Raw genomic sequence first — 19,618 nt, forward strand, 5'->3', positions numbered from 1 at the left:
GAGGCGGCGGGCGCGCGGCCGACGTACACAAGTCGTGCCCCCGCCGCGCCGGGGACCCTCACTCTCGGTGTAACCCCTTGTCCGGGCTGGTCTCGACACCACTCCGGCCGCACGGCTTGGTGGACCGCACCCGACATCGAATTCCTCTGTCCCCCATCGTCTTTCGACGCACCACCAAGGCCGGACCCGCCCATCCGGCGGCGACCGCACCTCGCGGGGCCCTGCCTGTTCCGGCGGATCCCGGGTCCCGGAATGCCCCCGCGGCACGGCGAGCGGAAGTCTCCTCACCTGTCGAGTCGAGCGGCATTCCGGTCACCGAGCCTGCGGGCCGTCGCCGCGGTTATCAGTTGTGCGCAGAGGTGATCAGGCGGATGCGGGATCGAGAGCACGCAGGTGCCGGGTGAGGAATTCGTTCACCGCGTCGGTACGTTCCCATTGCACGAGATGTCCCGCGCCCGAGATCTTTTCGACCGCGCGCAGATCCGGGACGTTCGCGCGGAGGGTGGCCAGCGGGTCACGGCCGCTGAAACCCTCCATATCCGGGTCGTTCTCGCCGTACAGGAAGTAGGCGGGGACCGGCACTGTGGTCGGGAGATCTGCGCTGAGCTCCCAGTTGCGGTCCAGGGCGCGGTACCAGTTCAGACCGCCGGTGAATCCGGTGCGTTCGAATTCCGTTACCTGGGCGTCGAATTCGGCCTCGGACAACCACGACCACGGCAGCGCGGGCGCGGTCGGCAGTGCGTCGAGATAGCCGATGCCGGGCGGATTCTTCCAGGTGTCCAGGTAGTGGTAGTCACCGCTGAGCGAGTAGTACACCCGGGCCAGGAATTCGCGCGGACGCCCGGCCAGTTCGGCGTCGGCGACACCGGGCGTCTGGAAATAGGACAGATGCAGGAAGTGACGTTCGGCCGCCTTCGTCCAGAATGCCGACGGCGGCTTGGGCGGACGCGGCGCATACGGATTGTTCAAGACGAACACCGCCGCGACACGCTCGGGCGCGCGCAGCGACAGCTCCCACACCAATTGTGCGCCGAAGTCCAGGCCGACGAAGACCGCGTGCGCGGCCCCGATCTCGTCCAGCAGGCCGAGCAGATCCCCGATCACGGCCTGATTCGTGGTGGCCTCGACTCCGTCGGGGGCTTCGGTGCGACCGTATCCGCGCAGGTCGGGGGCGATGGCGTGATATCCCGCCGTAGCCAGCGCGCCGAGCTGGCGAGCCCACACCGACCAGCCGTGCGGGAATCCGTGACAGAAGATCACCGGATATCCGGTGCCCTGTTCCGCGATGTGCATCGAGATCCCGTTCGTGCCCACCTGCCGATGTGTCGGCTCCACTCCGCCTCCATAACTAGAACGTGTTCTCATCTCAAGGTAGTGTCCTGAAGTCGTGAAAGGAATACTCGCCGGAAAGGTCGCGGTCGTCACCGGCGCCAGCCGCGGCATCGGCAAGGGCATCGCGCTGGAACTGGGTGCGGCGGGCGCGACGGTCTACCTCACCGGCCGATCGGCCACGCCGGGCCGCCTGCCGGGCACCGTGGCGCAGACCGCCGCGGAGATCGGCGAACTCGGCGGCATCGGGGTGCCGTACGTGTGCGATCACGCCGACGACGACGCGGTGCAGGCCCTGTTCGACCGGATCCGCTCCGACGACGGCCGCCTGGACGTGCTGGTCAACAACGTCTACAACGCCCCCGCCTCCTCGCGCTGGCTGGGCCGCCCGTTCTGGGAGGTGCCCCCGCAGGCGTGGGACGAGAGCTTCGACATCGGCGTCCGATCCCATTACGTGGCAAGCGTTTTCGCCGCACCGGCGTTGATCGAATCGGGCGGACTGATCGTGAGCATCTCCTCCCCCGGCGCGGAGCACTACACCCACAACACCGTCTACGGCGTCGCCAAGTGCGCGGTGGACCGGCTCACCGCCGATATGGCGCACGATCTGGCCGACACCGGCGTCACCGCGGTCTCGCTGTGGCCGGGCATCGTGAATACCGAACTGCTGCAGATGGTTCCGGCCGATGCGCAGGGCCGCCGGATGATCACGCTGCCCGGTGAGGGCACCTTCGATCTGAACGAGGCCGAGACACCGCGTTTTCCCGGACGCGCCGTCGTCGCCCTGGCCGCTGATCCGGATCGTCGCGCCCGCACCGGAAAGGCTTGGCGGGTACGCGATCTCGCCGACGCCTACGGTTTCACCGACGTCGACGGCCGCATCCCGCGACTGGGCTGAGATCCACCCCGGGCTTGACCGCCGACGCGACTTCGGCTTAGCCTTGCCCGCGTGACTGCCGGGTCGGCGACAAGCCGCGCACAGACAGGTTTCCCGGCCGCGAGGTGATCGCGGCGCGGGCCAGAGGCCCGCCCTCCGAACGCGTCCCGTTGTACTTCCAGGGACCGCGAGAGGAGGTGAATCACATGTCCCACGAACCAGTTTCGCCCCAGGAATGGGCGGCGTTCCGCGCTGCCCGCACCCCGGGTGGCACCCTCGCGGCGACCGTCGTCTCGGTCGTTCCGTTCGGTGCGTTCCTCGAGGTGGCCCCGGGCATCCACGGCCTGCTGCACACGCGGGAGTGGCGCGGCGAGCCGCAGGTCGGATCGACGCTGAACGTCCGGATCCTGCAACTCGACGACGAGAACCGCCGCCTGAGCCTGACCCAGGCGTAGTAGTGCGGGTGTGGGGCCGGAATGCGGCCGGCCCCACACCCGTTCAGCATAAAACCCGAGCACACCGCCACACTGCCAGGATGAGAATCCCGAGGCTCGGGGTTACAGGTGAGGTGAATCCTGTGTCAGCGCTGCTCGATGCCGAACTCCATGTCGCCGGGTCGACGATCCTGTGGCGTGAGGTCGTGGGCAACGGCTTCGGCCTTGCCTCCGCGATCGGCGGGATGCGGCGGCGGGTGTGGGCGTGGCCGGTCGGAATCGCCGGAAACGCGCTGCTGTTCACCGTCTTCGTCGGGGGCGTGTTCAATACCCCGCAGCATCTGAACATGGCCGGTCAGGCCGGACGTCAGCTGATGTTCGTCGTGGTGAGCGTCTACGGCTGGTGGGGGTGGTATCGACACTCCCGGCGCGAGACCGGACTCGAACATCGCGCCGTGGTACCGCGCTGGGCGAGCACCCGGGAACGCTGGATCCTGGTCGCCTCGATGCTTCTGGGCACCCTGATCTGCACCAGGCTGTTCGCCTGGCTCGGATCGTACGGACCGTGGGCCGAGGCGTGGATCTTCACCGGCTCGGTCCTGGCCACCTACGGAATGGCCCGCGGCCTCGCCGAATTCTGGCTGCTGTGGATCGCCGTGGATCTGGTCGGTGTGCCGTTGCTGCTGCGAGCCGGGTACTATCCGTCGGCGGTGCTGTATCTCGTCTACGCCGGATTCGTGGCCTGGGGTTTCGCGGTGTGGGTCCGGACCATGCGCCGCGATGCGGCCGTCCGGGCGGACACCCGGCCACGCGAGCCTCTCGGACTGCCGGATTAACGGTTCCCTGCCTGAAGGGCGGGGATTTCCAGCTCAGACCGCAATTTTTCGGTGGCCGCGCTGCAATCCCCGGGACACCGATCGCTCGGTACGCCGATGTGGGTGGTCGTCGGCGTGACCGCCGCACCCGCGACCCTGCTGTGGGATCTGATCGCCCGACGCTGGTCCGCCGAGACCGCGCTGATCTCCGCGGCGCTGTTCGGGGCGACGTCCACCGGAATCAACCACCATGCTCGCGATCTAGGTCGGCGGCGAACTTACCGGGCCCGGCGCCGCGGCCACGCTCACCGCGGGCTACGGCCTTGGTCAGGTCCTCGGTCCGCCGGGGGTGACTCCGATGCTGGGTGACGGATACGGGACGGCTTTCGCGATCGCCGCGGTGATTCTCGCCGTGGCGACCGCCGGTGCGCTGGTGATCAGGCGAACTTGATCTCCAGGCCGATGCCCAGAATGGCGATCAGCCAGATCACGCCGGTGAAGACGGTGATGCGGTCGAGGTTCTTCTCGACAACGGTGGACCCGGACAGGCTCGACTGCACGCCGCCGCCGAACAGGTTGGACAGGCCCCCGCCCTTCGCGCGGTGGAGCAGCACCAGCAACACCAGCAACACACTGGTGATCACCAGGAGGATATCCAGGAACATGCGCATGCCCGACAGTTTATGCACAACCCCGCGACACCCCCGCATCAGGTGATCCCCCGCACCGCGCTTCGCTCGCCCACACAACCGCAACACTGCGCCCGATATACATCCACACAGCACACACCTCCCCGTCGGGGAGCCGCTCGGGCGAGATTCTCGGCGACATCGCGACCGCGTCCGGTTCTGCCGCAGACCGCGCCCAGAAGTTCGGCGTAGGCCGATGCCCGATCAGGCGCAGCATCGCAATCGCGGCTCGGCACACACGCTCGATTGCCCGGGCGTCATGGTCCTCACCGGTACCATCGCGGCATGTCGGCCAAGGTGCTGTGGGGCCCGGTGGTGCTCGTGTGCGGACTGCTGGCCGCGTGTTCGGGCGGGTCTTCGGGACCCGGTCCGACGCCGATGGGACACACCTACATCTCCACGGAGGTGAAGGGGACGCCCATTCCGGGCGGCGGGCCGCTGACGCTGAGCTTCACCGACGGGCGGGTCTCGGCCGATGCCGGATGCAACAGCAGCAGCGGCCCGGTGACCTTCGACGGCTCGGCGCTGCGCGTCTCGCGGATGGCCACGACCATGATGGCCTGCATCGGCGACAGATCGGGGGCGGACGGCTGGCAGACCGCGTTACTGCAGTCCGCGCCGAAGTGGTCGCTGTCGGGCAGCACGCTCACTCTCACCGGACACGACGTCACCGTCACCCTGCGGGACAAACGGGTGCTGCACCCGGATCTGCCGTTGACCGGGACCACGTGGGTGGTCACGACATTGCTCCGGCAGGAGGGGCAGGTCCGGTCGCAGGCATTGGACGCCGCGCGACCCACACTCACCATCGCACCCGACGGCCAGGTCTCCGGCAACGCCGGATGCAACCGGATGACCGGTACCGCCGAGATCTCCGGTTCGGCGGTCACATTTCATCTGGCCACCACCCGGATGATGTGCGCCCCCGATGTCATGCAGGTCGAGCAGCAGGTGCTCGAGGCGCTGAACGGCACGACCGAGGCCACCGTGGACTCGGACACCCTGACCATCCACAATCGGGCCGACGACAACGGCCTGATCCTGCGCTCCGAGTGAAACCGCCACCCGGCGGCCCGCCGCGGGGCAGCATGGGGCGGGTGATCAACGAACGAGAGGCAGAACTCGATCGGCGGTTCCGCGCGGCGGTGGCGGCCGTGCGACCCGGATCTCCCCGCGCCGCAACCGAATCCGTGCTGCCGGGCAGCCCGCACACCGCGGGCGCGGTGCTGGAACTGTTCGACGCGCAGGCCACGAGCCGACATCTGGATCTGGCGGCCCGCGCGCTGACCGCCGCCGGACACGGGTACTACAGCATCGGATCGTCGGGGCACGAGGGGAACGCCGCACTCGCCGCGGCGCTGCGCCCGACCGATCCCGCGCTGCCGCACTATCGTTCGGGCGCGTTCTTCGTCCATCGCTGCCGCCGGGTCGGCGGCTCCGATCCCATCCGGGATGTGCTGCTGGGTGTGGTCGCCGCGGCCGCGGATCCGATATCCGGTGGGCGGCACAAGGTGTTCGGCAGCAAGGCCGCCGCGATCCTGCCGCAGACCTCCACCATCGCCTCGCATCTGCCGCGGGCGGTCGGGCTGGCGTTCGCGCTGGACCGGGCTGCTCGGCTGGGCAGATTCACGCCCTGGCCGTTCGATTCGGTGGTGGTGTGCACGTTCGGCGACGCCTCGGCCAATCATTCGACCGCGACCGGGGCGATCAACACGGCCGTGCACACCGCCCATCAACACGTCCCGATGCCGGTGCTGTTCGTCTGCGAGGACAACGGGATCGGCCTGAGCGTGCCCACTCCCCCGGACTGGATCGGCCGCGCCTACGGAACTCGGCCCGGTCTGCGATATTTCGACGTCGACGGCTCCGATGCGCTTGCGGCGCTGACGGTTTCGGCTGAGGCCGCGGACTGGGTGCGGGAGAATCGGCTCCCGGCCTTCCTGCGCTTGCGCACCACCCGGCTGCTGGGCCATGCGGGCTCGGATGTGGAGTCGGCGTATCGCCGCGGGGGCGATATCGCCGAGGAACTGCGCCGGGATCCGGTGACCGCGACCGCGCGCCTGCTGGTCGGCTCGGGCAGTATCGGCGCGCGGGAGATCATCGCCCGGTACGACGCCATCGGCGCCGAGGTCGCGACCGTCGCCGAGCAGGTCACCGGGGAGGCCACGCTCGATTCCGCCGCCGCCGTCATCGCGCCCCTGGCCCCGGATCATCCCGACCTCGTGCGCGCGGACGCCGTGCGCACCGAACCGCTGACCGACCCCGCACCGCCGCCGGGGGCTCGCATCTTCGACACCCGCAAGCGCGCACCGGCCGACCCCGCCGGTCCGGATCGCGCGAGCAATGCCGGTGCGTCCTCGAATCACGCTGCGACAGGGCAGGATTCAGCCGAGAGAACCCCCGCGACGACGCTCGCGCAGTCGATCAACCACACCCTGACGCAGTTGCTCGAACGCGATGGCGACCTGCTCGTCTTCGGCGAGGACGTCGGCCGTAAGGGCGGCGTCTACGGGGTGACGAAGGGGCTGCAACGCCGGTTCGGCGCGCGACGCGTCTTCGATACGCTGCTGGACGAGCAGAGTGTCCTGGGCACCGCCCTCGGTGCGGGCGCGGCCGGATTCGTCCCGATTCCGGAAATCCAATATCTGGCCTATGTGCACAATGCGCTCGATCAGATCCGGGGCGAGGCCGCCACGCAGCAATTCTTCTCCGCTGGACAGTTCCGCAACCCGATGGTCGTGCGCATCGCCTCCTACGCCTACCAGAAGGGTTTCGGCGGACACTTCCACAACGACGATTCCGTTGCGGCCCTGCGGGATATCCCGGGCCTGGTGGTCGCCTCCCCCGCCCGCCCCGACGACGCCGCGGCCATGCTGCGCACCTGTGTCGCCGCCGCCCGGATCGACGGCCGGGTCTGCGTCTTCCTCGAGCCGATCGCCCTCTACCACACCCGCGACCTGCACCAGCCCGGCGACGACGGCTGGCTGGCCGCTCCCGGCGACGCCCCGGTCGATATCGGCCGCGCCCGAATCCACGGCGACGGAACCGATCTCACGATCATCACCTTCGCCAACGGCCTGCGCATGAGTCTGCGCGTCGCACAACGCCTGTCCCAGCGGGGAATTCACGCCCGAATCCTCGACCTACGTTGGCTAGCACCACTTCCCGTCGAAGACATCCTGCATCACGCCCGCGCAACGGGCCGCGTCCTCATCGCCGACGAAACCCGCCGCAGCGGCGGCGTCTCCGAATCGGTCTGCACCGCCCTGATCGACGCCGGATTCACCGGCCCGATCACCCGCGTCACCAGCGCCGACAGCTTCGTCCCCCTGGGCCCGGCCACCGCACACGTGCTGTTGAACGAGGCCACCATAGCGCAGGCGGCCGCCGAACTGGTCACGGCATGAGCAATTCTCCGTAGCGCAACGGTGCTCGGATTCCGTGCACACCACCCACCCGAGCCCGGCAGCCGCCGGCACTACGGGTCGAGATCACCACGTTTGTACGACGGGAACCCGTATGCATCCGCATCACGGACGAATTCGCGGGTCATCCCGTCCATGCGGCGTACGAATCTCATATCCGATCGTCGGCGAACACACCATCGCGGCTCCACCGCTCCCGCACTCGGCGCACACCGCAGATCGTAGATCGCCGGAGCCGCAGATACGGTCAGCGCGCGGTGACGGTGGTGGGCAGGGCGGTGAAACCGCGGTTGTTCGAGGAGTGGATGCGGCGCAGGCCGGCCGGGTCCACCTCGAAGTCGGCGATGCGCAAGACGATCTCCTGCAACGCGATACGCAATTCCAGCAGCCCGAGATTCGAACCCAGACAATGGTGGCGGCCGCTGCCGAAGGCCACCGCGTCGCCCGTGTCACGGTCCAGATCGAACCGGTCCGGATTCTCGAACACTCGGGGGTCGCGATTCGCCGAACCGCTCAGCAGCAGGACGCGCGCGTCGGCGGGAATCTTCACACCGTGCACTTCCATCGGTTCGGTGGTGGTCCGCAGAATCACCTGATTCGACGGGTCGTACCGCATCGCCTCATCGATCCAGTCCTCGATGCGGCCCACCGGTGACTGGGACTGCCCGCCCAGCGCGATCCGGCGCTGATCGGGATGCCGCCAGGCCGCGTGCCACAGATTGCCCAGGGTCAGCATGGCCGTCTCGATACCCGCGCCGACCAGCAGGATCACCACGCCCACGATCTCCTCGGGGGTGAGCCGGTCGTCGCCGTCGGCCGCGTCGAGCAGGGCCGAGAGCAGATCCTCGCCCCGGTGCGCGGCACGTTCGGCGGTCAGCTCGGTGTAGTAGCCGACCAGGGCCCCGATCGCCTGCATGGCCTCGGGCCGCAGATCAGTGGACTCCTCCTCGGTGTACATGATCTCCATGCCGAGCTTGCGGACCATGGCCCGATCGGCCGCGGGCACGCCCACCAGCTCGGAGATCACCTCGGTCGGGTAGGGGCCGGCGAAGTCGGACATCAGGTCGAAACTGCCTCGTTCGAGCAGCGGCTCGAGCAGCCCGCGCGCGATCTCACGCAGCCGCGGCTCCAGGGACTGCACCCGATGCTGGGTGAACGCCCGCACCACCAGCCCCCGCATGCGCGTGTGCTTGGGCGGATCCATCGCCACGAAGGAGAAGAACCGCTCCGCCTGCGGTCCCCAGAAAGCGGGCTCCATCCGAAGGCCGTTCGCACTAGAGAAACGATCCGAATCGCGCAGGGCGGCCAGCACATCCGCGTGCCGGGACAACGCCCAGAAATCGTCCGTCTCGTTGCGGAACACAGGTGACTGCTCGCGCAGCTGTTCGTAATACGGATACGGATCGTCGTGGACATCGAAATCGTATGGGCTGTACTGCAACTGCATGAGGAAGCCTTCCGGACGGTGCGGCATTTACCGCTACCGGTTCACTATCCGAGCTGACATGATCACAGTAGTCGACAGGAAAGAGGACGTCGTGCAGTCTGAATTCGCACCTGCCGGAATCGATATCACCACCCCGCATCCGGCCCGCCGCTACGACTACTGGCTCGGTGGCGAGAACAATTTCGAGGCCGACCGAGAATCGGCCGAACTCGTCGCCGAGGCCTTCCCCACGATCCGCTTCGCCTGCCTGGAGAATCGCAAATTCCTGCGCCGCGCGGTCACCTATCTCACCGAGGAGGCCGGGATCCGGCAGTTCCTCGACATCGGGGCCGGGCTCCCCACCGCGGGTAACGTGCACGAGATCGCCCAGGGGATCGCCCCGGATTCACGGATCGTCTATGTGGACAACGACCCCATCGTGCTGATCCACGCCCGCACACTACTGGACAGCTCACCCGAGGGCGCCACTGCTTACCTGGATGCCGACGTGCGCGATCCGGCGAAGATCCTGTCCCATCCGGATCTGCTGTCCACCCTGGACCTGACTCAGCCCGTCGCGCTGATGCTGCTGGCGGTCATGCACTTCATCACCGACGAGGAGAAGCCGCACGAGTTGGTCCGGCAGTTGCTCGAAACACTGCCCCCCGGTAGCTATCTGGTGATGACCCACGCCACCGACGACCACCTCACCCAGGAGGATCTGACCGAGACCCGCAAGGCCAACGAGCGCAGCGGCATCCCGTTCCGATTACGGTCCACCGCCGAATTCGAACGCTTCTTCACCGGCCTGGACCTGGTGCCGCCGGGAATCAGCTCGGTGATGACGTGGCGTCCGGAGACCTGGCGCGCCCATCCCCGGCCCGAGGCCGTCTCCATGCTCAGCGCGGTCGCGCGCATCGGTTAGGCCGGGCCACTGCCCGGCGTCGTACAGATAGTGGCCGCTCCCATCGAGCGGGGACCGCATCCACTCGGCGAAATCGCCGGAAGTCGTGGCGTTTGACGGCGGTGTGCCGGTGACCGGCTGCATGGGCAGGTCAGCATCGGTCAGATGCTCGGCCACCAGCTCTGCGCGGGTCTCGACGGAAATCCCCACACCCTGAGCTGGGGCGAGATCGCCTGGGACGCAACGCAGGTCACATCTCGGCGGTTTCGGCCCGGTCGCGGGGATCGCGACCGGGCCGCATTCCTTACGGCAGCGGACCACCCGCGGCGATCGCCGAGAGGGTGGCGAACTCGTCACCCTTGAGCGAAGCGCCGCCGACGAGCGCGCCGTCGACGTCGGTCTGCGAAACCAGCTCGCCGACGTTCTTGGCGTTCACCGAACCGCCGTACAGCACCCGGACCGACGCGGCCACCTGCGGATTCGCCAGCTCGGCCAGCTCACCGCGGATCGCGCCGCACACCTCCTGCGCGTCGGCGGGAGTGGCGACCCGGCCGGTGCCGATCGCCCAGACCGGTTCGTACGCGATGACGACCTTGGCGATCTCGTCGGCCGTGAGCCCCTTCAGCGAACCGCGCAGCTGCTCGAGGTTGTAGGCCACGTGCTCGCTCACCTCGCGCACGCCCAGGCCCTCGCCGATGCACACGATCGGGGTGATCCCGTGCTTGAGCGCCTGCTTGGCCTTGGCCAGCACGGTCGCGTCGTCCTCGTTGTGGTACTGCCGGCGCTCCGAATGCCCGACCACGACGAACGAGCAGCCCAGCTTGGCCAGCATCGACGCGCTGATCTCACCGGTGTACGCGCCCGACTCGTGCACCGAGACATCCTGGGCGCCGAAGGTGACCAGCAGCCGGTCGCCCTCCACCAGGGTCTGCACACTGCGAATGTCCACGAACGGCGGAAGCACCGTCACGTCGACCTTGTCGAAGTACTTGTCCGGCAAGGCGAATGCGATCTTCTGCACCAGGGCGATGGCCTCGAGGTGATTGAGGTTCATCTTCCAGTTGCCCGCGATGAGCGGTTTGCGTGCCACCCTCAGCCCTCCAATACCGCGATGCCGGGCAGTTCCTTGCCCTCCAGATATTCCAGTGACGCACCGCCACCGGTGGAGATGTGCGAGAAACCGTCCTCCGGCAGACCCAGCGACCGCACCGCGGCGGCCGAATCGCCACCGCCGACAACGGTGAACGCGCCCTTCTCGGTGGCCTGCACGATCGCCTCGGCGACACCGCGCGTACCCGCGGCGAACTTCTCGAACTCGAACACGCCCATCGGGCCGTTCCAGAACACCGTGCGGGCCTCGGTCAACAGCGCGCCGAAGCGGGCCGCCGAATCCGGGCCGATGTCCAGGCCCATCCAGCCGTCGGGAATCTCGTTGGCGGACACCACCTTCGACTCCGCATCAGCGGCGAACTTGTCGGCCACCACGATGTCGCGCGGGAGGTGGATGACATCGCCGTACCGGTCCAGCAGCCCACGGCAGGTCTCGATCATCTCCTCCTGCAACAGCGAGGAACCCACCGGAAGACCCTGTGCGGCAAGGAATGTGAAGCACATGCCGCCGCCGATGACCAGGGTGTCGACCTTCGGGGCCAGCGCCTCGATGACCGCCAGCTTGTCCGAGACCTTCGACCCGCCCAGCACGACCGCGTACGGCCGTTCGGTGTCGGTCGTCAGCTTGCGCAGCACCTCCACCTCGGCCGCGACCAGCGTGCCCGCATAGTGCGGCAGCAGCTCGGCCACGTCGTAGACCGAGGCCTGCTTGCGGTGCACGACGCCGAAGCCGTCGGAGACGAAAGCGCCGTCGTCGCCGACCAATTCGACCAGGGCGCGGGCCAGCTTGCCGCGCGCGGCATCGTCCTTGCTGGTCTCACGCGGATCGAAACGGATGTTCTCCAGCAGCAGCACATCGCCGTCGGTCAGGCCCTCCGAACGCGCCAGCGCGTCCTGGCCGACCACGTCACCGGCGAGCTGGACGTTGCGACCCAGCTCCTGCGCCAGACGCTCGGCCACCGGCGCGAGCGACAGCGCCGGATCGGGCTCGCCCTTCGGGCGGCCCAGGTGCGCGGTCAGCACCACCTTGGCGCCCGCCTCGACCAGCGCCTTGATGGTCGGGACCGAGGCGATGATGCGGCCCGGATCGGTGATGACCCCGTTGTCCAAGGGGACGTTCAGGTCGGAGCGCACGAGCACGCCCCGACCCTCGACACCCTCGTCCAGGAGATCCTGAAGTGTCTTGACCGCCATTGTCTTACAGCGACTTACCGACGAGACCGATGAGGTCGGCGAGGCGGTTGGAGTAACCCCACTCATTGTCGTACCAGGACACGACCTTCACCTGGTCGTCGATGACCTTGGTCAACGGCGCGTCGTAGATCGACGAGTGCGGGTCGGTGACGATGTCGCTCGACACGATCGGGTCGACGTTGTACTTCAGGATGCCCTTCAGCGGGCCCTCGGCGGCGGCCTTGAACGCGGCGTTGATCTCCTCCAGCGAGGCCTTGGTGCGCAGGTTCGCGGTCAGGTCGGTGACCGAACCGGTCGGCACCGGCACGCGCAGCGCGTAACCGTCCAGCTTGCCCAGCAGGTCGGGCAGCACCAGGCCGATGGCCTTGGCCGCGCCGGTGCCGGTCGGCACGATGTTCAGCGCGGCGGCGCGGGCGCGGCGCAGGTCGCTGTGCGGGCCGTCCTGCAGGTTCTGGTCCTGGGTGTAGGCGTGGATCGTGGTCATCAGGCCACGCTCGATGCCGAAGCTGTCGTTGAGCACCTTGGCCAGCGGGCCCAGGCAGTTGGTGGTGCACGAGGCGTTGGAGATGATGTTCTGGCTGCCGTCGTACTTGTCGTCGTTGACGCCCATCACGACGGTCAGGTCCTCACCCTTGGCGGGCGCGGAGATGATGACCTTCTTGGCACCGGCGGCGAGGTGGCCCTTGGCCTTGGTCGCGTCGGTGAAGATACCGGTCGATTCCACCACCACGTCGACGCCCAGCTCGCCCCACGGCAGCGCCGCCGGGCCCTCCTTGATGGCCAGCGCCTTGATGCGCTGATCGCCGACCACGATGGTGTCGTCGCCGTCGAGCGAGACATCCTGCGGCAGGCGACCCAGGATCGAGTCGTACTTGAGCAGGGTCGCCAGGGTTGCGTTGTCGGTGAGGTCGTTGACCGCGACGACTTCGATCTCCGTTGTGCCGAGCGCCTTCTGCGCCTCGACCGCCCTGAAGAAGTTACGCCCGATGCGGCCGAAGCCGTTGATGCCTACCCGGACAGTCACGTTATCGCTCCTCAGCTTTCTGCGGATTCTTCTCCGTTGTCGATCCACCCTAATGCCCGGCCGTGATGTCACAGACACGCCCCTGGTCACGGTGAGAACGCCGGGCACCACCCCGTCCTCGCGACGCTGCGAGCACTCCCTGCGCAGAATACCGACCCGGACCGACAAGATATCGGGCGATGTACGTGAAAGTGACGAAAGCCGCCGTGGCGCAAAGGTGTTCGCACCACGGCGGCTATCGGTCAGCGTATGTCTCAGGCGTCTTCGAGCAATTCGGCGGTGACCGCGGACTCGGTGTCCGGAATGCCGAGCTCCTTGGCGCGGCGATCCGCCATCGATAGCAGCCGCCGGATACGGCCCGCGACCGCGTCCTTGGTCATCGGCGGATCTGCCAGCTGGCCCAGTTCCTCGAGTGAGGCCTGACGATGCTCCACGCGCAGCTTCCCGGCCGCGGCCAGATGGTCGGGCACATCGTCGCCGAGAATCTCCAGGGCGCGTTCGACCCGCGCGGCCGCGGCCACCGCGGCCCGGGCCGAACGGCGCAGATTCGCGTCGTCGAAGTTGGCCAGGCGGTTGGCGGTCGCCCGGACCTCGCGGCGCATCCGCCGCTCTTCCCAGGTCAGCCGGGTGTCCTGCGCACCCATCCGAGTCAGCAGCGCGCCGATGGCCTCGCCGTCGCGCACCACCACCCGATCGGTGCCGCGGATCTCGCGATTGCGGGCCTGGATGCCCATCCGGCGCGCCGCGCCGACCAGGGCCAGGGCGGCCTCGGGCCCCGGGCAGCTCACCTCGAGCGCCGAGGAGCGGCCGGGTTCGGTGAGCGAGCCGTGCGCGAGGAACGCACCCCGCCACGCGGCCTCCGCATCGGTGATGCTGCCGCCCACGACCTGCGCGGGCAAACCGCGCACCGGGCGACCGCGCACGTCCAGCAGACCGGTCTGGCGCGCGAGCGCCTCGCCCTCCTTGGACACCCGCACCACGTACCGGGACGTCTTGCGTAACCCGCCGGCGCCCAGCACGTGCACATCCGAGCCGTAGCCGTACAGCTCGAAGATCTCGCGGCGCAGGCGCCGGGCGATGGAACCCATATCCACCTCCGCCTCGACGATCACCCGCCCGCCGACGATGTGCAGCCCGCCGGCGAACCGTAGTAGCGCCGACAATTCGGCCTTGCGAGATGAGACCTGCGAGACGGACAGACGGCTCAGCTCGTCTTTCACCTCGGCTGTCATCGCCACGAGACCCGCTCCTTTCCACCCAACGCGGACCGCACATCCTGGCCCATGTGCCGTCCTTCGACTCGAAGCCCTGCTGATTCCGGCCGAGGCGCCCGGATCACCTGATCCAGTGCGGCGGCCAACTTTCCAGGGTGGTGCCGGTCCGTCCCCGCCTCGGCGACATCAGCGAAGGTTACTCGCGCACGCAGCTGTTCGGCAGCTCTTGCCACATGTTCGCGTTCCCTACCCTCGGGTACGGACCCGGAGTCCACCACCACGTGGTCCACCGCGAAATCCGGTGCGTGCTGGGACAATACATGTAAATGGCGCTCCGCGGAGAATCCGGCCGTCTCGCCGGGCTCCGCAGCGAGGTTGAGTACCAGCACTTTCCGGGCACGCGTGTGCACCAGAGCCTCGTGCAAGCCCGGGACCAGCACATGCGGGATGACGCTGGTGAACCACGATCCGGGACCCAGGATCACCACGTCGGCGTGTTCGATGGCCGAGGTCGCCTCGGGACTCGCCGGCGGGTCCGAGGGGATCAGGCGCACCCGCCGCACCTTTCCGGGCGTGGTGGCGACCGCGACCTGTCCGCGAATGCACCGGCTCACCCGGGGATCGGCCTCGAGCCCGGACACGTCGGCCTCGATGGTGAGCGCGGCCGGCGACATCGGCAGCACCCGCCCGGTACAGCGCAGCAGCGAACCCACGGTGTCCAGCGCGGCCACCGGATCGCCGAGCACCTCGGTCAGCACGGCCAGGATCAGGTTTCCCGCCGAATGCCCTGCCAGCGCACCTGTTCCGCCGAAACGGTGCTGGACGCTGCGCGTCCATACGCCGTCGGGCTCCTCGGCCAGCGCCGCGAGCGCCATGCGCAGATCACCCGGCGGCAACATGCCCAGCTCCGCGCGTAGCCGCCCGGACGAGCCGCCGTCGTCGGCGACCGTCACCACGGCGGTGACCTCCGAGGTGAGCCGGCGCGCAGCGGTCAGCGTCGCGTACAGCCCGTGCCCGCCGCCCATGGCGACCAGGGCCGGATTCGGCCCCTCCGCACTCACTCGCGCCCCAGGTCTCGATGCACCACGCGCACCGGGTCCGCGCTCGATTCGCCGAGTGCCTCACCCAGCGCTTCCGATACGGCCACACTGCGGTGCTTTCCACCGGTACAGCCCACTGCCACGGTCATGTAACGCTTCCCCTCTTGGCGGTAACCGTCGGTCGTCAGGTCTATCAGGTGGCGGCACGTCCGCAGATAGTCCTGTGCACCCGGGCGGGACAGCACGTATTCGCTGACCACCGCGTCCTGTCCGGTGTGCTCACGTAATTCCGGTACCCAATGTGGGTTGGGCAGGAAACGCAAGTCGAACACCATATCCGCATCCAGCGGTACTCCGTACTTGAAACCGAAGGACTGGATGGTGACCTGCAGTGCCTTGGGCGCACCGCCGCCGTACGCCTCCTCCAATTTGCGGTGCAGCTGATGCACCGACAGCGCGGTCGTATCGATCACCAGGTCGGCCGCCGTTTTCACCGAGTCGAGCCGGGCTCGCTCGGCGGCGATGCCCGCGGACAGCGTGCCGTCGGCGCTCTCGCTCTGCAGCGGGTGACGCCTTCGCGCGAAACCGAACCGGCGGATGAGCACATCGTCGGATGCCTCGAGGAACAGTACCCGGGTTCGTACACCCCCGGAGCGCAACTGCTCGGTGACCGCGGAGAGGTTACCGGTGAAGAAGCGGCTGCGCACATCCATCACCAGCGCGAGGCGTCGGATCGGCGGATCCGCGGAGACGCCCAGCTCGATCATCCGCTCGATCAGCTCGGGCGGCAGATTGTCCGCGACGTACCAGCCCAGATCCTCGAGCACCCGCGCCGCGGTGCCACGTCCCGCACCGGACAGACCGGTGACGATGACGACCTCGACCGCCCGGTCCGCCGCCGGATCGGACGCGGACGCCTCCGCCGCACTACCGTTCGATTCCACGCTGGTCATGTCCTACCGGATCCGTTGCTGGCGCTCATGCGATCATCCTGCCTTTTTCCCGTATCCAGCGCCCGATACGCACGCCGGGCGACATCGAGACGTAACCGTGCCATCCGATTGATAGGCGGCGACTATTCGCCGTGCAGGGCCGCGAGCACCGCCTTCGCTGTTGCCACCCCGATGCCCGGAACCTGTGTGATCTCCTCCACCGTAGCCTGCTCGAGCCGGGCGACGGACCCGAAATGCGTGACCAGCGCGGTGCGGCGCGTCTCGCCGAGCCCGGGGACCGCGTCCAGCGCCGAGGCCGTCATGCGCCGGGAGCGTTTGCTGCGATGGAAGGTGATGGCGAATCGGTGCGCCTCGTCGCGCACTCGCTGCAGTAGATACAGCGACTCGCTGTTGCGGGGCATGATGACCGGATCGGGCTCGCCCGGAACCCACACCTCCTCGAGGCGTTTGGCCAGCCCGATCACCGCGACGTCGGTGATGCCGAGATCGTCCAGTACCTCCGCGGCGGCCGCGACCTGGGGTGCGCCGCCGTCGACGACGTACAGATTGGGCGGATACGAGAATCTGCGGGGTTTGCCCGTCTTCGGATCGATGCCCGGCGTGGGGTTGTCCTCGGCCTCGAGCACCTCCAGATCGCGGCGCAGTCGCTGGAACCGGCGGCGGGTGACCTCCGCGATGCTCGCGACGTCGTCCGAGCGGCCTTCGCCCGCGGCCTCCTTGATCGCGTAGTGCCGGTATTCGGATTTGCGTGCCAGCCCGTCCTCGAAGACGACGAGGGAGGCGACCACATCGGTGCCCTGCACATGGCTGATGTCCACGCACTCGATCCGCAGCGGTGCGGTGTCGAGCTCGAGTGCGTCCTGAATACCTTGCAGCGCGGCCGATCTCGCGGTCAGGTCCCCGGCGCGCTTGAGCTTGTGCTGAGCCAGCGCCTCGGACGCGTTGCGCTGGACGGTCTCCATCAGGGCCTTCTTGTCCCCGCGCCGGGGCACCCGCAGTTGCACCGCGGAACCGCGCAGCCCCGAGAGCCAGCCCTGCACCTGTTCGGCGTCACCGGGCAACGCGGGCACCAGGACCTCGCGCGGCACGGCCGTCCCCGCGGGCTCGGCGCCGGTCTGCTCGGCGAAGGCGGCCTGCTCACCGTAGAACTGCATGAGGAACTGCTCGACCAGCGCGGCCAGTTCGCCGCTGGACTCCGTCGCCGGGACCGCATCACCTGGTTCGATGTCCCGGGCCGCGTCGTCACCGGGTTCCGCGGAATTCCCTCCGGCACCGAGGCCCGCGGATTCCTGATCGGCACCGCCGGAATCCCGGCCATCGCCGAGTTGCGCGGCATCCTGCTGGACCAGGTCGACCGCGTCACCCGATTTGTCCACCACCCAGCCGCGCTGACCGCGAACCCGGCCGTCGCGGACGTGGAAGATCTGCACCGCGGCCTCGAGTTCGTCGGTGGCGAAGGCGACCACATCGGCATCGGTGCCCGTGCCCAGCACCACGGCCTGCTTCTCCAGCGCGCGGCGCAGCGCCTGCACGTCGTCGCGCAGGCGGGCGGCGGTCTCGAAGTCCAATTCCTCCGCCGCGGCGTGCATTCGGCGTTCCAGCTCGCGGACCATGCGATCGGTCTTACCGGCCAGGAAATCGCAGAAGTCCTCGGCGATGCGACGGTGCTCCTCGGCGCTGACCCGGTCGATGCACGGCGCGGAGCACTTGTCGATGTAGCCGAGCAGGCACGGGCGGCCGATCTGACTGTGCCGCTTGAAGACTCCGGCCGAGCAGGTACGCACCGGGAACACCCGCAGCAGCAGATCCACCGTCTCGCGGATCGCCCACGCGTGCGCGTACGGGCCGAAGTACCGCACGCCCTTCTTACGCGGGCCGCGATAGACGAATACCCGCGGGTACTCCTCGTTCATGCTCACCGCGAGCATGGGGTAGGTCTTGTCGTCGCGGTAGCGGACGTTGAACCGCGGATCGAATTCCTTGATCCAGTTGTATTCCAGCTGAAGGGCTTCCACCTCAGTGGACACCACGGTCCACTCCACGCTCGCGGCGGTGGTCACCATCTGGCGGGTGCGCGGATGCAGCGCGGTGATGTCGGCGAAATACGAATTCAACCGGCTGCGCAGACTCTTGGCCTTGCCGACGTAGATGACCTGCCCGAAGGAATCCCGGAACTTGTACACACCGGGATCGACGGGGATGGTGCCCGGCGCGGGCCGGTACGTCGCTGGATCTGCCACGAAACCAGATTAGCGACGTGCACCGACAGGTGATCGGGCCGACTCCGGCGCGCTCATCCGGCGCGCCGGGGCAGGGTCGCGTGCTCACGCCGGGCGCCCGCCTCGATCGCATCGCACAGCGCCCGCTCCGGCTCGGATAGCCGGCTGCGACGGCGCAGCAGCACGAACTCCAGATCACCCAGCGTCGGCAGCCGATCGTCCGCGACCGCGAAAAGCCCTGCGGGAAGCAGACTTTCCGCATGCACGATGACGCCCAGCCCGGCCAGCACCGCCGCCCGCAGGCCCAGCTGACTGTCGCTCACGCACGCGATCCGCCAGGTGCGTCCCTCCCGTTCGAGCGCCTGCAGCGCCGCCTGTCGGGTCATACTCGGCGGCGGATAGGTGACCAGCGGCACCGGATCGGCGAAACCCGTCGCGCCCGAACGCGCCGCCCACACCAGCCGGTCGCGCCACAGCAGCTCACCGTGCTGTTCCCCCGGCCGCCGCTTGGCCACCATCAGATCCAGCTCCCCGGCCGCGAGCCGGGTCCGCAGCGTCTCGCTGAGCCCGACGGTCAGCTCCAGATCCACACCCGGATGGCTGCGCTGGAATTCCAGCAGCACATCGGGCAACTCGCGGGCCATCACGTCGTCCGAGGCGCCCAACCGGATCAGCCCGGACAGCCGGGACTCGGAGAAATAGCGGTCGGCGTGCGCCTGGGCATCCAGGATGCTGCGCGCGAAACCGACCATCGCCGCACCATCCGCGGTGAGCGCCAGATTGCGGGTGTCCCGGCGGAACAGCGCCCGCCCGGCCGCCTGCTCGAGCTTGGCGATATGACCGCTGACGGTGGACTGACGCAGCCCGAGGATGCGGCCCGCGGCGGTGAAGCCACCGGCCCGCTCGACGGCGAGGAAGGTGCGCAGCTGATCCGGATCGAACACATTCATCATGATATCCGTTCA

General features: G+C 68.3%; 17 protein-coding genes. 6 read left to right on the top strand and 11 right to left on the bottom strand.

Going from position 1 to position 19,618, the window contains the following annotated elements; translation table 11 throughout:
- Positions 1-363: 363 nt before the first annotated feature.
- Positions 364-1,365: an alpha/beta fold hydrolase gene (locus tag NM2_RS34645; protein WP_067677886.1), complete on the bottom strand. Its 1,002-nt coding sequence runs from the start codon at positions 1,363-1,365 to the stop codon at positions 364-366.
- A gap of 22 nt (positions 1,366-1,387) precedes the next feature.
- Between NM2_RS34645 and NM2_RS34650 the strand changes: the two genes are divergently transcribed.
- The 3 genes from NM2_RS34650 (at position 1,388) to pnuC (ending at position 3,476) form a co-directional block, all read left to right on the top strand.
- Complete coding sequence (locus NM2_RS34650) at positions 1,388-2,227, top strand: SDR family NAD(P)-dependent oxidoreductase (protein WP_067677889.1); 840 nt, start codon at positions 1,388-1,390, stop codon at positions 2,225-2,227.
- Between the two features lie 185 nt (positions 2,228-2,412).
- Complete coding sequence (locus NM2_RS34655; RefSeq protein WP_067677892.1) at positions 2,413-2,661, top strand: S1 RNA-binding domain-containing protein; 249 nt, start codon at positions 2,413-2,415, stop codon at positions 2,659-2,661.
- 113 nt (positions 2,662-2,774) lie between these two features.
- Positions 2,775-3,476: a nicotinamide riboside transporter PnuC gene (gene pnuC, locus NM2_RS34660; RefSeq protein ID WP_067677895.1), complete on the top strand. Its 702-nt coding sequence runs from the start codon at positions 2,775-2,777 to the stop codon at positions 3,474-3,476.
- A 416-nt stretch (positions 3,477-3,892) separates the two neighbouring features.
- On the opposite strand, the gene secG is transcribed toward pnuC, so the two are convergent.
- On the bottom strand, positions 3,893-4,126 hold the full coding sequence (gene secG, locus NM2_RS34670) for a preprotein translocase subunit SecG (RefSeq protein ID WP_067677901.1): 234 nt from the start codon (positions 4,124-4,126) through the stop codon (positions 3,893-3,895).
- 303 nt (positions 4,127-4,429) lie between these two features.
- On the opposite strand from secG, the gene NM2_RS34675 reads away from it, so the two are divergent.
- Entirely contained in the window at positions 4,430-5,200 is a 771-nt protein-coding gene (locus tag NM2_RS34675) for an META domain-containing protein (RefSeq protein ID WP_084531867.1), read from the top strand.
- Between the two features lie 41 nt (positions 5,201-5,241).
- A complete protein-coding gene (locus NM2_RS34680; RefSeq protein WP_245718351.1) occupies positions 5,242-7,551 on the top strand; it encodes a thiamine pyrophosphate-dependent enzyme in 2,310 nt (769 codons plus the stop codon).
- A 265-nt stretch (positions 7,552-7,816) separates the two neighbouring features.
- On the opposite strand, the gene NM2_RS34685 is transcribed toward NM2_RS34680, so the two are convergent.
- On the bottom strand, positions 7,817-9,016 hold the full coding sequence (locus NM2_RS34685; RefSeq protein ID WP_067678016.1) for a cytochrome P450: 1,200 nt from the start codon (positions 9,014-9,016) through the stop codon (positions 7,817-7,819).
- A gap of 91 nt (positions 9,017-9,107) precedes the next feature.
- On the opposite strand from NM2_RS34685, the gene NM2_RS34690 reads away from it, so the two are divergent.
- Positions 9,108-9,920: an SAM-dependent methyltransferase gene (locus tag NM2_RS34690; RefSeq protein WP_218026050.1), complete on the top strand. Its 813-nt coding sequence runs from the start codon at positions 9,108-9,110 to the stop codon at positions 9,918-9,920.
- A 283-nt stretch (positions 9,921-10,203) separates the two neighbouring features.
- Here NM2_RS34690 and tpiA read toward each other — a convergent pair whose 3' ends face one another.
- The 8 genes from tpiA to NM2_RS34730 form a co-directional block, all read right to left on the bottom strand.
- The gene (gene tpiA, locus NM2_RS34695; RefSeq protein ID WP_067677907.1) at positions 10,204-10,989 is read right to left on the bottom strand and encodes a triose-phosphate isomerase; all 786 of its coding nucleotides are present in this window, start codon (positions 10,987-10,989) and stop codon (positions 10,204-10,206) included.
- A gap of 2 nt (positions 10,990-10,991) precedes the next feature.
- Positions 10,992-12,203, bottom strand: coding sequence for a phosphoglycerate kinase (locus NM2_RS34700; protein ID WP_067677910.1), 1,212 nt, complete (start codon positions 12,201-12,203; stop codon positions 10,992-10,994).
- 4 nt (positions 12,204-12,207) lie between these two features.
- Positions 12,208-13,227, bottom strand: a complete 1,020-nt coding sequence (gap, locus tag NM2_RS34705) for a type I glyceraldehyde-3-phosphate dehydrogenase (RefSeq protein ID WP_067677913.1) — start codon at positions 13,225-13,227, stop codon at positions 12,208-12,210.
- Positions 13,228-13,481: 254 nt separating this feature from the next.
- A complete protein-coding gene (gene whiA / locus NM2_RS34710; protein ID WP_174575719.1) occupies positions 13,482-14,459 on the bottom strand; it encodes a DNA-binding protein WhiA in 978 nt (325 codons plus the stop codon).
- Positions 14,456-15,466, bottom strand: coding sequence for a gluconeogenesis factor YvcK family protein (locus tag NM2_RS34715; protein ID WP_084531878.1), 1,011 nt, complete (start codon positions 15,464-15,466; stop codon positions 14,456-14,458). Before NM2_RS34715 ends, whiA begins: the two co-directional genes overlap by 4 nt.
- Before the next feature lie 32 nt (positions 15,467-15,498).
- Positions 15,499-16,434, bottom strand: a complete 936-nt coding sequence (gene rapZ / locus NM2_RS34720) for an RNase adapter RapZ (RefSeq protein ID WP_067677921.1) — start codon at positions 16,432-16,434, stop codon at positions 15,499-15,501.
- Positions 16,435-16,556: 122 nt separating this feature from the next.
- Positions 16,557-18,674, bottom strand: coding sequence for an excinuclease ABC subunit UvrC (gene uvrC, locus NM2_RS34725; RefSeq protein WP_067677924.1), 2,118 nt, complete (start codon positions 18,672-18,674; stop codon positions 16,557-16,559).
- A 53-nt stretch (positions 18,675-18,727) separates the two neighbouring features.
- The gene (locus NM2_RS34730) at positions 18,728-19,603 is read right to left on the bottom strand and encodes a LysR family transcriptional regulator (RefSeq protein ID WP_067678020.1); all 876 of its coding nucleotides are present in this window, start codon (positions 19,601-19,603) and stop codon (positions 18,728-18,730) included.
- Positions 19,604-19,618 lie beyond the last annotated feature (15 nt).

The sequence above is a fragment of the Nocardia miyunensis NBRC 108239 genome, assembly GCF_001613065.1.
In the GTDB taxonomy this organism is placed as follows: Bacteria; Actinomycetota; Actinomycetes; order Mycobacteriales; family Mycobacteriaceae; genus Nocardia; species Nocardia miyunensis.